Genomic DNA, 14,976 nt, shown 5'->3' with positions numbered 1-14,976 from the left:
TTTTAGGTATTATATAATGAAGATAAAAAAGTTAGTTGCAATTAATATTGCGACAGGTATCTCGTTTGCTTTAATTTCCAATCTGATATTTGCTAAAGAGCAGGAGGATATCGGAACCATTATTATTAATGATAAAACAACAACCATTAAACAGCGCGATCAAAAAGGTTATGATGCTCAGTATGATAAAAATGAATCTAATGTTTACCTCGGTAAAGAATTGGTTGAGCGTTACAAAGGAACGAATCCCGCAGACGTATTAAACAGTGCTGTTGGGGTATTTAGCGGTGATGCTCGAAATAGTGGGGCGATAGACCCTAATGTTCGAGGGATCCAAGGTCAAGGTCGAGTTCCTGTTACTGTGGATGGTACAGAGCAAGCTCATACTGTATGGAGAGGATATAACGGTGCCAATAACCGTAACTATGTTGATCCCAATATGATCAGCAGCATTACGGTACATAAAAGTGCATCATTAGATCCAGATGTAAAAACGTCGGTAGGAGGTGGAATCGCCATTAGAACGATCAATATTGATGACGTGGTTTCCCCTGAAGATAAATTTGGTTTTGATTTAAAGTTAGAAACTAGCAGTAATTCGACCAAGCCAAGAATTGCTCAGTTACAGGCAGGGACAGATTATCGTGATGATCCTGCTATTTTGAAAAGCATGTCTGATGAATTAATAAAAAGAACATCATCACTATTTAATGACCCTGCTTTGTTAATGACAGCAAAGTCCCGTGGTGACGCGAACTTTTTTAATTTGAGAGATAATGCAGTCAGAATGGCAATCGGCACAAGGCAGGAGCGGTTCGATGTAATGGCGGCATACAGTTATCGTGATCAAGGAAATTATTTTGCAGGAACGCGAGGCGCTGAAAACTATACTGAGGAAATTTTGACTTCTCAGTCGAAATCATTTGATCCCTATATGCCATTTGCTGCCAATGTCTATTTCCCAGGCAGGGAGGTCATGAATACTTCCAGCAAAATGGATACCTATTTAATTAAAACCAATCTATTTTTATCTGAACAGCAGAAACTTTCGCTAGGTTATACTCAAACCATGAATCATTACGGTGAAATCATGCCATCAAGAGTCGCGATGATGGACTTAAACGGGAAGGTGCCCCAATGGCCATTAGCAAAATTTAAAGTAGATGCTTTTTATGCTACTTATTCCTTTTTGCCTGAAAACAATCCCTATATTGATATGAAATTAGGTTATTGGTTAACTAAAACTATAAGCAATAGCAATACTTCGGGGGCTTATCCAAGGGAGCCGCGAAATCGTGATCTTGAATTTGAAAGGGGTTTTCTCCCAAGAGATTCAAAAATCGATGGCACATTAGTTTTAGGAGAACAATTTAGTTCACTTAATCATCGGCAAGGAATTGATTTGTCGAATAAGATGCAATTAACCAGCAGTTTAGAGTTAACGATTATCGGCAGTTTAACCCATGAAACAATAAACAGTAAAAATAATGTTTTTGATGCATCTGCTGGGGCGACAGTAAAGTCATTCGGCGCGTTACCGCGAGAAGGGAAACGACAAGAAAATACCTTTGCCTTTAATTTTAATTGGCGTCCTACGAATTGGTTGAATATGACTGCGGGGGCTCAACGTACCAGTTATTGGTCACAGGACGATTTACTTAATAAGCGTCGTGCGTTAAAAGATATTAATTTTGCTCGTCCTCATCAGTTATTAGCTAAGAGTTATGATATTTCTCGAGTTGTTACAGTTGATGAATATAATAAAATTATTAATCATATTTATATTGACTCCAAAGGTAAACATAAACGTTTTGACGATGTACGACGTTCTCCTTATTATCGAGATCTTTTTGTTAAGGATGCATTAAATTTAAGCAGGAATGCATTTGGTGGATCAGAATTAAAAAAAATAAATGGACAAGAAGTATTTCGTATAGATGAAATCTCTAAGGCTAAATGGTATCCGGATAGTGATAATAAGCTAACCAAAGAAACCAATCCTTTTTATAACGGTACTTTCGATCTGAATGCTGAGGCTATTGATCCATTTAGTGGACAATTGGTACCACAATATATCCCCAGTTATTCACTTTCTAGTAATAATAATGAAACTATCCGCCAATTAATGGACGAAGAAAAGTTTAAACCACAAGAAAAACGTAAAGCACACGCATGGGCACCCGCTTTTTCAGCATCCGCTTATCTCACCGATAACGATCGTATCTATGCCAGTTATACCGAAACGGTTCGTATGCCAAGTATTTTTGAAGACACAATTGGCTTTTCATCCATAATTGGCAATACGGCGGTATGGCGAAATTTTCAACCTGAGCGCGGTAAAACAGCGGAGCTTGGTTATGTGCGTAATCTGCAACAGCTACTTGGTGCGGAGCATTTTGCGGATGTACGTATAAATTATTATTACACGACGATTGAGAATTCGTTTGAACGCGATGGCCATCTTAAATTTACTCAAGTAGATAAACACATCACATCGGGCATTGAATTACAGGCGCGTTATGATAATGGCAATTATTTTGGTGACATTGGTATTGATTATCGCCTAAAAAATGAGGTTTGTGATAGTGCCTCTGCTGCCATGTTAGATCCGATGAATAAATTCAATATATCGTCATGTACTGAAGCAGGGTTCCCCGGCGGTTTTATGCGTACCCAATTGCAACCTAAATACAGTATTAATGCGAATTTAGGTATGCGTTTCTTCGATCAACGCTTAGAAGTTGGTAGCCGCATGCGTTATCACAGCGGTGCAGAAAACAGTGATGAAAAAGAGATGATGGGGAAATATCCTGCCCATTATGCACCGCTTAATAATAGCCCGATGCGTTGGAATCCAGTATTCGTTGCAGATGCTTATATGAGTTATCAAATTGCTAAAGACATTAGCATGGAATTATTAGCGACTAATGTTTTTGATGAATATTATTTGGATCCACTGACACGTACTATGATGCCAGCTCCAGGTCGGACATTCAGACTTAATTTCACTAGCCACTTTTAAATCCAGTAGCCCTCTTAATTAATGTTTAAGAGGGCTGATTCGAATATGATGAAAAAAATACCATTTTTGACCGTATCTGTTTCGTTATTACTGCATTCAGTGATTATTGCTAATTTGATTAATCGTTCTTACGCAGAACACAGTTTACAACATCGGGCGGATATTGGATCGCCGGTGGTGTCTATTGCATTGTCACAGGCGATAGAACAAGCAAAGTTACCTGAAACAAAGATTGAGCCCCCGATTGTTCAACATGATTTACCGGTATCTCCAGCCATTGTCGAAACAGCAAAAATCATTGTGCCTAAAAAGGAAAAAAAAACGGAACGTAAGCCAGCGACTAAAGAAAGTAATAAAATGGTGGTATCAAAAGAAAACACAGAACAGCAGGAAAAAACAGACTATGAAACAGAAAAGACGGCTGTTCAGCCACAGCCATTGATGTCACAAAATGGTGAAAATGCATCCTCTCAAGCGATGGGGGCAATGGGTAAGCCAGTTCAAGGTTTTTCAATTATGGAAGATAGCGGGGAATTAAGCGCTTACCGTGAAAAATTGCGTCGAGAAATTGAGCGCAATAAACAATATCCTCGAAGAGCCAGTAGTATGAAAATTCGTGGTACCACTGAAGTTGTTTTTAACCTCACAATAACAGGTGAGTTTACCTCTGCCCGTGTTATCACTAGTTCGGGTCATGAATTGTTAGATAATGCGGCATTGGCGGCCGTTGCAAAAAGTCGCTCTGTTGGTGTGCCACCTGAAGGATTTAAGTCACAAGTGTCATTTGAAATTAAATTTCAGTAGAATAGGGGGGAAGACGATAATGTAGTCTTTATTATATTAAACTATGGCATTGTACTGTGTTTTTGGGGGATATTAAGTCAATCATACTTGTGATGGTTCAGGTTTTTTATTCATATTGTGATTAATTCTAGGGGCAGATTTAAAATAAAGTTTGCTATCATAATCATTGTATGCGTTAATAGCGCGGCTGGTTTGGTAGTACCCATTTATTTATGAAAGACAAGTTAAAGCAGTTCCCTATTAAGTGTTATCCATGATACCTTCATTGTGAATTCCTTCTAATTTAATTCCCATAAGTACGTACAAAGAACAAACCTTACCCCGCCTTATGGCAATTTAATAAATTTAAAGGAAATAACATGTCTAATACAATGACTGGTACAGTAAAATGGTTCAACAATGATAAAGGTTTTGGCTTTATCTCTCCAAAAGATGGTAGCAAAGATGTATTCGTACACTTCTCTGCAATCCAAAGCAACAGCTTCAAAAGCCTGAACGAAGGTCAAGAAGTGTCTTTCTCTATCGAGAATGGCGCAAAAGGCCCAGCAGCAGCTAACGTGATCCCACTGTAAGCTAAAGTTGCAACAGCGTCTAAGCGCTGTACAAATTTGAATAAAAGCCTCGTGTAAACGGGGCTTTTATTTTTGGAAGCAAAAATAGCAATAGTGAATTATCAATTTGTAATTAATTTATTGTTGATAGTTTTTCGCCAATATAATTAATGGAGGATATACCTTTATCACAAGCCGTCTCTTTGAGTGCTGAAGGGGATTTTTCAACGGTGATTTTGAGTTTATTCAATTGCTTAACATAGGTATTTGAACCGGGGATAGTAGGGTTTTCTTCTAGGTAATTTATCAATATAGCAAATTTTTGGTCAAAATAGTCACATTTATTGTCTGAAACTTCAATTTTATTAAAGTTTTTTAATCCTTCAGGGACTAAACTTCCCGTATTATCCTTAATCAACTGCGAATATTGCCCACTTTTTACCTGCTCAATCGTCGTATCGATTTTATTCTTTATATTAAACAAATTAACACCTAAAAAAATAATCGAAGCAAGAAGTATCACATTGACCGCAAGACTAATTGGTAATAAATATTTTTTCATTATTGTTCCTTAAGTAGTAGGTACTGATATTAATAAGTACTCTTTCCTAAAATATGGCGAGCGGCAAGTATAGCAATTTGTTTGAACAAATGAATATAAGTTAAGTAAGCAAGTGTAATAAGGCAATATTGAGGATAGAAAATAGGGAATGAAGGCGGTCAATCATTAGAGTGAGTTGTTCTCACTCTAATGCGGATATCATTAAGTTTTAGAATAATTTTTTCTGCGGTGGACCGGAGAAATTCATCGTACCAATGTTTTTCATTAGAACTTCGACGACCACTGGCTGCTTTAGCTCAATTGCTTGTTGAAGCGTTGGTTGGAACTCTTCTGCTCTATCAATAGTTAACGCATGAATTCCCATTGATGCTGCAAGTTTGCTAAACGATGGCGTGAGCAATTCATTATAGTATTGTCGACCTGAAAAATATTTATCCTGAATACCTCGCATAACACCATATCCATGGTCATTCATAATGATCAGCACAATAGGTAACTGCTCTTGAGCCATGGTGGCTAATTCACCAATGCCAAGCATTAGCCCGCCGTCACCGACTAAGCCAATAACAGGAACGTTGGGATTTGCTTTGGCAGTGCCAATTGACATTGCTAAACCTAAACCGATAGCTCCAGCTAATGAATGTATATTATGCATTGGTTGAGTGGCTTTTAATAATCGGCTTCCCCACAGACTACCTGAAACAGTAATATCACGAACAAAAATGCCTTCGCTAGGGAGAACGTGTTCAATAGCATCACTTAATTGGCTATAAGAACCACATTGTTCTCGCAATTGCGTTTCTGCCTGCTGCACCGCTGTTTGTACGCGTTGTTGCCACTGTGAAGGTGCAGAAAAATGTGTTTGTTCTAATTTATCGGCTAATCCACTTAATATCTGAGCACAATCCGCAGTGATAACTAAATCAGCGCTGTAGTTACGATTTGCTGCCAGTGGGTCGATATCAATTTGAATCAAAGGTTGTGGTAGAGGGAGCGACCATGTTTTTGTTTCGTTACTCCGTAGTCGAGAGCCTGCAACCAGTGTGATATCACAATCACGCAGTAATTTATCAATGGAATCTGCATTATGAAAAGCACGTAAACTAAATGGATGGTCGTCAGATAGAATGCCTCTCCCATGTGTACTGCTAATGACAGCAATACCTAAATCAGCGAGTCGCTTAACCGCTTGGCTTGATTGTAATGCTCCGCCACCAATCCACAGTAAAGGCCGTTGTGCATGTTGTAGTTTTTGCCAAATAGCTTCAACTTGCTCTAGGGTGGCACTAGGAAGCATCGATGGTGCGAGTGGGGCGCTTAAAATAGATAATGGCACTTGCGTGTTTTGAATATCGATTGGAATTTCGATAGATACTGGGCCACAAGGTACGGTTTGTGCGACTTGAATGGCTTTATGTAAAACGGCGATGGCCTGCTCCGCAGTATGCACGCGAAAGGCTTGTTTTGAACTTGCTCTCAAGAAGCCGAGTTGATCACGAGTTTCATGGATAAAACCCGCATCCATATCAAGGTAAGCTTTTTCAACCTGCCCAGTAATATGTATCATTGGAGAACATGCATTCATTGCTTCTATCATTGAACCAATAGCATTGCCTGCACCTGCGCCAGTACTGGTCAGAGCAACACCTAAACCGGTAAATCGACTGTGAGCATCAGCCATCGTCACTGCGCCAGCCTCACCACGACTTGGGGTAAAATCAATGATGCCGCGACGACCGATAGCATCGGCAATCGGGAGGTTGTGAATTGAAATAACGCCATACACGGTACTGACTTGATATTGTTCTAACGTTCTGGCGATAGCCTCGCCAACCGTGATTGTCTCATACATAGTGTTCTCCTTTAGAATTCGATAACTCACCGAAAGCGTATCGGTGGTCATTTATTCACACCAACGGTTTGGTTGTGGGTTTAATGCCAGAAAAATACTTTTTTGTTGCATATAGGCTTTAAGGCTCTCAATGCCTTTTTCTCTACCGAGTCCGCTCTCTTTAAAACCGCCAAAAGGTGTTGAAATGGAGAAAGCTTTGTAGGTATTGATCCAAACAGTGCCAACGTCTAATGCGTCAGCGAGTTTAAATGCACGTGTATAGTCTTTTGTCCAAATACCCGCTGCGAGTCCATAAATAGAATCATTCGCTTCATCAATAAGTTCAGCTTCATCATCAAATGGAATAACGACGAGAACAGGGCCAAAAATTTCTTCTTGGCAGACAGAGGCTTGGTTAGTCAAACCTTCAATGATGGTTGGCTGGTAATAGTTACCTTCTTGTAAACTCGGGTCACTGGGTATTTCACCACCAAGGCGAATTGTGCCGCCTTCGTTAATAGCTTGAGTGACATAGCGGATCACGCTTTCTCGGTGGGCAGGGGTAATTAATGGGCCGATATGTACACGCTCTTGACGTGGATCGCCAATAATCAGCTGTTGGGTAAGGGCGGTTAATCGTTCCATAAACGGTTTATAGATGGCTTTTGCCACAAATAGCCGTGAGCCCGCAATACAAGCTTGCCCCATAGAGCTGAAAATACCATAACAAACGCCGTGTGCCGCCAGTTCAATATCGGCATCTTCTAGGACGATAGTCGGCGATTTGCCTCCGAGTTCAAGTGACGTTGTGATCAATTTGTCAGCTGCAATATGCGCAAGTTGACGACCGGTGTTTGTGCCACCCGTAAATGAAATTTTTCTGACTAATGGATGACGAACCAGCGCATCGCCTACGATAGATCCTTTGCCCGGTAATACACTCAGCAATCCAGCAGGAAGGCCTGCTTGCTCGAACAATTCTGCAAGTTTTAGTGAGATCAGTGGGGTCGCTTCTGCTGGTTTTAAAATCACGGCATTACCTGCGGCAATGGCAGGGGCAATTTTTTGCATATCGCTAGCAATCGGAGAGTTCCATGGCGTAATCGCCGCTATTACACCAACAGGCTGATAAGTGCTCAAGGTCATCATATCGGATTGGCGACGTGGTGGGAGTTCACCACCACTGACTTCACAAACGGCTGCAAAGTAGCGTGCGGTAGCAGCAGCACTCATGACTAAACCACGTGCTTCTGCCCAAGGTTTGCCATTATCAAGGGTTTGTAAATGTGTGAGTTCGTCAATGCGTTCTTCAATTAATGCACTGACTTTAAGCAAAATAGTGGCTCGCTGGTGGGAAGGTTGTGAACGCCAACTCGGCGCACGCCACGCCTTGTCAGCAGCGAGAACGGCATCTTCAACATCTTCAAGGTTAGCACTATTGAGTGTGGCAACAATATGTTGATCACCAGGGAAACGGGAGTGCATTTCGTTACCACGGCCTTGCTGCCATTTCCCTCCGACAAATATATCAAGCTTTTTCATGGTTTTTCTCCTGTCAGATAATGGCATCGTGCTGTGCAATGCGTTGGCAAATTTCAACAGCACTTAAAGCAGATAACAGCGAAGTTTTCGGGTTTGATGGCAAAGGATTACCATTAAGTTCAATGGAAAAATGCCCAAAATCCCCTGTAACATCAATGTGGTGGCTGTTTTTACTGGTGGTTGGGTCAACCATCAACTCCACTTTGGTTTGATCCATACCAACGCCATACAGAGCAACGGTCGCTGCGACGTTGGCATTGGTTGGAAATTTAAGTGCGGCATCACGTGCTGAACCACGGAAAAACACCGTAGGTTCCGTAACGCTATTGAGGTCAATGTATTGTTCCGCAGGGCCATTTCGCCAACTTGCAGGACTTTTACGGGAAAGATAAGTGACTTGGTTAATATTGGCTTGTTTCGCACAGCGTAAGCCATCTAACCCTGCTACAGCGCCCGATAATGGAATGAAAGTGCCTTGATGGGAGTGCTGATTTAGGCTATCTGCAAATTGTGCATCAGCGAGCGCGCCTGTCGAGATCACTGCAAATGTCCAGCCTTTTTCTAAGATCATGGCGGCATATTGTTTGACGGCCTGTTGGCTAGCACATTCTAAAACCAAATCGGGTTTTTGATCTGCCTGTGATGGGCAGATTAGTGGTGTCACTCGGTTATTAAAACGTTGTTTGATTTCGTTATGATGAGGCTCGCGAGCGACCACCCAACGTAATTCAATCCCTGCTGGTAGTCGATTAATGACCTCATTGGCCATAGCGCCATATCCTATAAGCATCAATGTTTTCATCATCATCGTCCCTTTAAATGTGATGGCTAAAGCCGCCAGAGACATCAATTGCCGCCCCTGAAGTAAATGACGCCATTGGTGAAGCTAAAAAGACCAAGGCGCGTGCGGGTTCTTCGGGTTTACCAAGGCGTTGCATCGGTATGCCTCTTTTTTGAGCAATCGCGCCAATCCAGCTATCCCAATCCAGATTTTTGTCGTTGCGATTTTCAAAGCGGCGGCGCCATTGTTCAGATTCCACCATACCCAATAAAATTGAATTAACACGGATCCCTTTTGGTAATAAGGTTTTTGATAGATTTAAGGTTAAATTCAATAATGCAGCTCGTGCCGCGGAAGTGGCGACCATATGCGGCTCGGGTTGTAAAGCTAATAACGAATTGACACAGGTAATAGAGGCAATATCAGATTGCTCTAGCTGTGACATAAATGCATTTACAGGATTGATAACACCGAATAATTTCAGTTGTGCCTCGTGTAACCAAGCCGTTTCGGGAGTATCAGCGTAACTAGCGACATAGCCTTGCCCTGCATTATTAATTAATACATCGACTTGCCCAAAGTGGGATTGAACTTGTTTAGCAAAATCTTCAGTTTGTTGTTTGTCCAAAACATCACAACTCACCGCCAAAAGTTCGCCTTGAGGATAGAGCGTCTGTAATGACTGGCATGTCTGCGCTAATTTGTGTTTATCTCTACCGCAGAAAGCAACTTTGCATCCTTCTTCCAACAGCAATTTAACGGTCGCGAGGCCAATTCCTGAACTGCCTCCTGTGACAACGGCAACACGATTTTCTAACTGTAAATTCATAGCGCTATTCCTTAATCAAACTTCTACTGCGGCATGGGATGCCAAAAATTGTGTCAGGTAACGATTAAATTGTTGAGATGCGTCGAGATAGCTAGCATGGCCTGCTTGTTCGAGATAATTCAACGGGCAGCCTTTTTGTTGTGCTAACTGTTGTACTTTTTCAGGTGGAGTGATGGTATCGTCGAGACCGACAGCCATTTGCACCGCCCCTGAAAAGGTATCGAGATAACGCCCTATGTCATCGTGCGCTAACATCCATGCCGCCGCTAGAAAGCCATCAGGGTTGAGTTGACTCATGGTTTGCCTTACCCAATCAATTTGTTGTTTGGTTGCTGTTGGGCTGAGTAATGCAGCAGCGCGTTGTTGTGCATATTTTTCAATACCTGAATTAAACACAATGTCTTTGCGTTGCTGGTAAATTTGCTGTTGCTCTGTGGGACTTTTTGTTGCGTAGCCTTGCGCAGGGTTAGCTAAAAATAAGCTTGTTACCTTATGTGGGTATTTTGCGGCGAATGCACTTGCCATTAATGCGCCTAGTGAATGGCCTACAAGAACCACTGAATTTAGCGCCAAGCCATCGATAAAAGCGACTAATGCATCTGCGTAGTCTATTGCCGTTGGATGCTCAGTAGCGAGAGCTTGGCTTTTAAGGTAACCCGGAGCATCCCATGCGATGAGTCGATAATGTTGTGTCAGTGATGAGTCTGCCAATTGATAAACCCATGAAGCTGACCCTGAGCTGATACCATGAAGTAGAATGATGGCATCACCATTGCCTGCTTCACGCCAATTTAAAAAATACTGACCGAAATGGGCAGATTGGATCACAGGTAATTGTTCACTTGGCAGTTTCATCACTGATTTCTCCTCTTAACCACGTTTGACTTTTGATAAAGGATGATCTTCTGGGTAAGTCGGAATAGCCGGTTTTGGTGTACCGATCATCACACACATGAGCGCTTCTTCTTCACCATGGTTGAACAGGCCACGATAAATACCGGCGGGTACAGAAATCAGATCGCGCTCTTTTAGCACGGTTTCATATTCTTCGTCGCCATCTTTAATAAATAAGGTGATGGTACCTTTGAGCATGAAAAATACTTCTTCAACATCTGGGTGTAAATGCAGAGGACCTTCACATTTTGCGGGTAGTACCATAGTAGAAAAGGTAAAGTTTTCAGCAGGTACGGTGTTTGCATCATTAGCAACACCTGTAGCTCCAGTACCGATATAGCGCATTTGTGCTCGACGGTATTTAGGGTCAAAATCGGCCTGAAATTTCAGCGCGTTCCAATCATATTTACGACCTTCAAAACGTGCGATGCGTGATTCCACCCAATCAGCGATTTCAACGCCTTGTGGTTTTATTTGATTCTGTTGTTGTGACATAGTGCGATCTCCTAACATTGAGTCTCTAATCAATATTTCTTAATAAGAGGCAGCAGTAGTAAGCTGCCGATTAAACCGATAATAACGATAAATAATAGTCCGCTATCCATATCATGAGTGATGGTGATCAACACGCCCATAAGCAGTGGAGCTGCTGCACCAGCAAGATTGCCTAGTCCATTGAAGATACCGCCAGCTAGTGCACTGACTTGTTTTTGTGTTGCTTTAGCAAGCAAGGCAAAAATATTCGGTGCGCCTGCGCCCCACATAAACATGCTGAATGCCATCATCAAAATAATGCTGTAGGTATTATCAAGGAGTAATACGCCTGCTAGCCCAGCCACTGCACCTAGCAATGAGATAAAGCAAACGAGTGCACGACGATCGTAGCGATCTGAAAGCCAAGCCCCGATGGCTTCACCGAATAACATGGCGATAAAGGGCAGTGATGAGAGGATCCCTGCATGCTCTAAATTGATGGATTTGCCTTTAATTAAGTAACTTGGCAACCAACCATTCATCCCCCACAGGTAAATTAAGAAGGCGATGTTAAATAAGCAAATGATCCAAAAATGGCTATTACGTAGCAAAATGTTGCGCTGTAATTTCGTTTCAGCAATTTCATGGGGGGAAACTTGGCCATTCGCATTTTTGTTTTGTTTATGACTTAAATTAGGATGGCGAATACCGATAATAATCAGCCACCAAACAGGCACAGTAAAAGCCGCCATGACAAAAAAGGTACTTTGCCAACCGAAGTTATGAAGTAAATACAGTGAAATAGGGAAGCCAAGCGCAGCCCCAAGCGGGGTGCCGAGTAACCAAAGCATCGTTGCTCTGGCTTGCATTTTTTGTGGAAATGTTCGGCGAACGATAGCGTAAGAGATAGCTAATAATGGGCCTTCAGCGATCCCAAGTAGGATGCGTAGAAAAACCATAGTGCCATAATGATGGGTGAATCCCATAAAAATCATTAAAAAGCACCAACTACTTACCATGAAAAGTAGCATTTTGGTTGGGTGAAATTTATCACCGATACCACTGAGCACCATGGACGAAATACCATAAGCAAAAAGAAAGGCGCTCATTAATAAACCAAGGCGAGTTGGATCAAAATCAATGCCTAGTGCTTTTTGAAATTGTTCATCAGAGAACAGTGCTGCGATACTAATTTTGTCAAAAAAGGCGAGCAGTACACAAGAAAATAATCCAATTGGAATAAACCAATTCACTTTTTCTTCTTGTTGTGTTTCTAACTCGTTAGTCACTGAGGAAACAGAAACTTGTTGGTTTGCCATGGTGTTTCTCCTACTCGCTTGTTTATTTCAGCGACATCAGTGAAAAATTAGGATCTGCAAGCTCTGTCGGTGATAGCTTACGGTTGTTTTGCATCCATCTCTTACCCAATTTAATGGCTCTGGCATCATTGAATGACACCATCTGGATCAACTCATTGTTTTGATTTAGTGAGAAATAAATTTCAGAATTGGGGGTGATACGTTGAATATGTTGAGTCGCTTCAGCCGTAGGTATGCCAAGTATTTGGATATTGTCTTGATATTGATCCGACCACAGCCAAGCGAGATCACTAAACGGCTCACTGTGTGCATTAAGCATCGCTTTTGCTGTTGAGATGGCTTGGTTTTGTGCATACGCCCAAGATTGTAAACACAGTGATAATGTAGGATGACAAGCCACATCACCAGCTGCATAGATATCGGGGTGTGAGGTTTGCCCTTGACCGTTAATCACAATGCCATGGGCTAATTCAAGACCTGCTTCAGAAGCTAATTCTAGATTGAGTTCTACCCCAATCCCCATAACAGCAATATCAAAACATTGGCTGGCTTGTTTATCACAGCTTATTGATAACGAGTCAGTGGTTTCATCAAGGCAGATATCGCCACAATCTGTAATGATATTAACGCCAGCTTGCTGGTGACGCTGCATTAAAGCATCAGAAACTGAAGCAGGAACGCTACGTTGGCATAGACGTGTTTGGCGTTCAAATACAGTGACGTCAAGCCCCATTTGACGTGCAGAAGCTGCTACTTCTAAGCCGATCCAACCACCACCAATAATGGCAATATTGTCTGCCTTAAGCATGGCTTCACGTAAACGTTGCGCATCATCCCATGAACGTAATGTGAAAACACGAGGGTGTGATTGCCAATCTGAAGAGAGGTAACGAGCCCGTCCACCGGTAGCAATTAAGAGTTTATCAAATGAAATAGCACGCCCATCACTGAGTAGAACTTGTTTGTGCTGAGAATCAATCGCGGTTGCTCTAAGTGGTCGATACCATGTGATGTTCAATGCCGCAGTGTCTTCTTCACTAAATAAACGTGATAGCGAGAAATCGGCTTGTTTAAGAGCGGCCTTGGATAACGGTGGTCGTTCATAGAAATCATGCGCTTCATCGCTGATCACAGATAAAGTGCCTTGGTAACCTTCATCTCTTAAGGTTTTGGCTGCCCAGCCGCCAGCTTGGCCTCCGCCAATAATGACAATTCCACCATTGATTATCTGTGTCATGACATCACTCCTTCTCTTTTTTGACTTGGCGGCGAGTTTCGTGGTCGATACCTCCCTCGATAGCCCATTCAGTAAAAGAAACTAGAGAGTGTTCGAGTTCACGTGGTTGCCACTTTTCAGTTAAATAGTCGTCATTGGTGTAATATTCAAAGGCGCCACCTGTTGGGCTGTTGACATACCAAAAGTAAGCAGATGATATTGGGTGGCGGCCTGGGCCGATAAATGTACTCCAGTGCTGGCGGTTCATTGCCAGACCACCACCAATGACTTCATGGATATCACGAACGGTAAAGGCGACATGATTGAGGCCGCGTCCTCGGTGTGGCAGCTTGAGTAAAAAGAGATTGTGATGGCAGCCATTGATTTGAGTGCGCAAGAAAACAGCGCGATCGATATAACGATCGGAAACTTGAAAACCGAGTTTTTGACAGTAAAAAGCTTCTGTTGTTGGTAAATCATCAACGAAAAACACCACGTGACCGATATTAATTGGGGTCGCTTTATCGTAAACAGGACTCGGTGCATCAATACGGCGAATATCTCCCCACTGATTAATAGGGGAAATTTCAACATCAACGGGCTGTTGCTGTGTAATAGTAAACGCGACTGTCATACCGTTTGGATCCAGACATTCAGCACCATTCTCTGTGCGTTTGAATTGGGGACAATCGGCGATTTGTTTGATGATCTGTTCTAGCTCTGAGGCATCTTTGACGCCCCAAGTGATACGCCGCAAGGTTGAGCCTGATTCAAATGCAGCGGGTAGGTGAGGGTCGTCAATAGCGGAAACTGTGATGCTAGCCCCCGATAATGTGGTGAAATGAGATGGGTTACTGGAGGATTTGTGTAAACCAAAATCCTGTAAAAATTGCTGGCAAGCCGCAATGTCGTCGACCCCAAACTCTAATTTTTCAATACCAATGACTGACATAATTTGACCCTCTATATGATATTGGTTTATTGCCGAGCTAGATTTTGGGCAAGCAAAGGCCGCTGGTTTATGGCAATAAACCTAATGTTTGGTGTTATTTCGTTAAACTCATGCAACGTTAAGTTGCAGCGCTGTTTGTTTAGATTCGGCGGTTACGCTAATTTCGTCGCTAGCGACACCTCGAACTCTTCAGCGCATT

At 42.2% G+C, this 14,976-nt stretch carries 13 protein-coding genes; 3 read left to right on the top strand and 10 right to left on the bottom strand.

Going from position 1 to position 14,976, the window contains the following annotated elements:
- Window positions 1-16: 16 nt before the first annotated feature.
- From M1E96_RS12425 to cspA, 3 genes are all read left to right on the top strand, one after another.
- On the top strand, window positions 17-3,022 hold the full coding sequence (locus tag M1E96_RS12425; protein ID WP_369427052.1) for a TonB-dependent receptor: 3,006 nt from the start codon (window positions 17-19) through the stop codon (window positions 3,020-3,022).
- Between the two features lie 45 nt (window positions 3,023-3,067).
- Window positions 3,068-3,826, top strand: coding sequence for an energy transducer TonB (locus tag M1E96_RS12420; protein WP_272579666.1), 759 nt, complete (start codon window positions 3,068-3,070; stop codon window positions 3,824-3,826).
- 359 nt (window positions 3,827-4,185) lie between these two features.
- Window positions 4,186-4,398, top strand: a complete 213-nt coding sequence (cspA, locus tag M1E96_RS12415) for an RNA chaperone/antiterminator CspA (RefSeq protein WP_070925520.1) — start codon at window positions 4,186-4,188, stop codon at window positions 4,396-4,398.
- A 112-nt stretch (window positions 4,399-4,510) separates the two neighbouring features.
- On the opposite strand, the gene M1E96_RS12410 is transcribed toward cspA, so the two are convergent.
- The 10 genes from M1E96_RS12410 to M1E96_RS12365 form a co-directional block, all read right to left on the bottom strand.
- A complete protein-coding gene (locus M1E96_RS12410; RefSeq protein ID WP_272579667.1) occupies window positions 4,511-4,939 on the bottom strand; it encodes a hypothetical protein in 429 nt (142 codons plus the stop codon).
- A gap of 208 nt (window positions 4,940-5,147) precedes the next feature.
- The gene (locus M1E96_RS12405) at window positions 5,148-6,791 is read right to left on the bottom strand and encodes a thiamine pyrophosphate-binding protein (protein WP_272579668.1); all 1,644 of its coding nucleotides are present in this window, start codon (window positions 6,789-6,791) and stop codon (window positions 5,148-5,150) included.
- A gap of 51 nt (window positions 6,792-6,842) precedes the next feature.
- Window positions 6,843-8,312 (bottom strand): aldehyde dehydrogenase, encoded by a 1,470-nt coding sequence (locus M1E96_RS12400; RefSeq protein ID WP_369427051.1) that lies wholly within the window; start codon window positions 8,310-8,312, stop codon window positions 6,843-6,845.
- A gap of 13 nt (window positions 8,313-8,325) precedes the next feature.
- Window positions 8,326-9,114, bottom strand: coding sequence for an aspartate dehydrogenase (locus tag M1E96_RS12395; protein ID WP_369427525.1), 789 nt, complete (start codon window positions 9,112-9,114; stop codon window positions 8,326-8,328).
- A gap of 13 nt (window positions 9,115-9,127) precedes the next feature.
- A complete protein-coding gene (locus M1E96_RS12390) occupies window positions 9,128-9,922 on the bottom strand; it encodes an SDR family oxidoreductase (protein WP_140181385.1) in 795 nt (264 codons plus the stop codon).
- Between the two features lie 15 nt (window positions 9,923-9,937).
- Entirely contained in the window at window positions 9,938-10,777 is an 840-nt protein-coding gene (locus M1E96_RS12385) for an alpha/beta fold hydrolase (RefSeq protein ID WP_272579883.1), read from the bottom strand.
- A 15-nt stretch (window positions 10,778-10,792) separates the two neighbouring features.
- Window positions 10,793-11,329 carry a cupin domain-containing protein gene (locus tag M1E96_RS12380; protein WP_175442456.1) on the bottom strand — a complete coding sequence of 179 codons (537 nt, stop codon included), beginning with the start codon at window positions 11,327-11,329 and terminating at the stop codon, window positions 10,793-10,795.
- 11 nt (window positions 11,330-11,340) lie between these two features.
- Window positions 11,341-12,609 (bottom strand): MFS transporter, encoded by a 1,269-nt coding sequence (locus M1E96_RS12375; RefSeq protein WP_140181383.1) that lies wholly within the window; start codon window positions 12,607-12,609, stop codon window positions 11,341-11,343.
- 22 nt (window positions 12,610-12,631) lie between these two features.
- On the bottom strand, window positions 12,632-13,846 hold the full coding sequence (locus M1E96_RS12370) for an NAD(P)/FAD-dependent oxidoreductase (protein WP_272579670.1): 1,215 nt from the start codon (window positions 13,844-13,846) through the stop codon (window positions 12,632-12,634).
- Window positions 13,847-13,850: 4 nt separating this feature from the next.
- On the bottom strand, window positions 13,851-14,777 hold the full coding sequence (locus tag M1E96_RS12365) for a VOC family protein (RefSeq protein ID WP_369427050.1): 927 nt from the start codon (window positions 14,775-14,777) through the stop codon (window positions 13,851-13,853).
- Between the last annotated feature and the right edge of the window lie 199 nt (window positions 14,778-14,976).

The sequence above is a fragment of the Providencia sp. PROV236 genome (genome assembly GCF_033676985.1).
In the GTDB taxonomy this organism is placed as follows: domain Bacteria; phylum Pseudomonadota; class Gammaproteobacteria; order Enterobacterales; family Enterobacteriaceae; genus Providencia; species Providencia manganoxydans.
The sequence above is the reverse complement of the archived record's forward strand: the minus strand, read 5'-3'. Positions and strand labels throughout refer to the sequence as shown.

What these genes read in the sequence shown, in the direction of transcription:
- M1E96_RS12370 (WP_272579670.1), bottom strand. Translation starts at nt 13,846, where the DNA reads ATGACACAGATAATCAATGGTGGAATTGTCATTATTGGCGGAGGCCAA.
- M1E96_RS12375 (WP_140181383.1), bottom strand. Translation starts at nt 12,609, where the DNA reads ATGGCAAACCAACAAGTTTCTGTTTCCTCAGTGACTAACGAGTTAGAA.
- M1E96_RS12365 (WP_369427050.1), bottom strand. Translation starts at nt 14,777, where the DNA reads ATGTCAGTCATTGGTATTGAAAAATTAGAGTTTGGGGTCGACGACATT.
- M1E96_RS12395 (WP_369427525.1), bottom strand. Translation starts at nt 9,114, where the DNA reads ATGAAAACATTGATGCTTATAGGATATGGCGCTATGGCCAATGAGGTC.
- M1E96_RS12380 (WP_175442456.1), bottom strand. Translation starts at nt 11,329, where the DNA reads ATGTTAGGAGATCGCACTATGTCACAACAACAGAATCAAATAAAACCA.
- M1E96_RS12400 (WP_369427051.1), bottom strand. Translation starts at nt 8,312, where the DNA reads ATGAAAAAGCTTGATATATTTGTCGGAGGGAAATGGCAGCAAGGCCGT.
- M1E96_RS12425 (WP_369427052.1), top strand. Translation starts at nt 17, where the DNA reads ATGAAGATAAAAAAGTTAGTTGCAATTAATATTGCGACAGGTATCTCG.
- M1E96_RS12420 (WP_272579666.1), top strand. Translation starts at nt 3,068, where the DNA reads ATGATGAAAAAAATACCATTTTTGACCGTATCTGTTTCGTTATTACTG.
- M1E96_RS12390 (WP_140181385.1), bottom strand. Translation starts at nt 9,922, where the DNA reads ATGAATTTACAGTTAGAAAATCGTGTTGCCGTTGTCACAGGAGGCAGT.
- cspA (WP_070925520.1), top strand. Translation starts at nt 4,186, where the DNA reads ATGTCTAATACAATGACTGGTACAGTAAAATGGTTCAACAATGATAAA.
- M1E96_RS12405 (WP_272579668.1), bottom strand. Translation starts at nt 6,791, where the DNA reads ATGTATGAGACAATCACGGTTGGCGAGGCTATCGCCAGAACGTTAGAA.
- M1E96_RS12410 (WP_272579667.1), bottom strand. Translation starts at nt 4,939, where the DNA reads ATGAAAAAATATTTATTACCAATTAGTCTTGCGGTCAATGTGATACTT.
- M1E96_RS12385 (WP_272579883.1), bottom strand. Translation starts at nt 10,777, where the DNA reads ATGAAACTGCCAAGTGAACAATTACCTGTGATCCAATCTGCCCATTTC.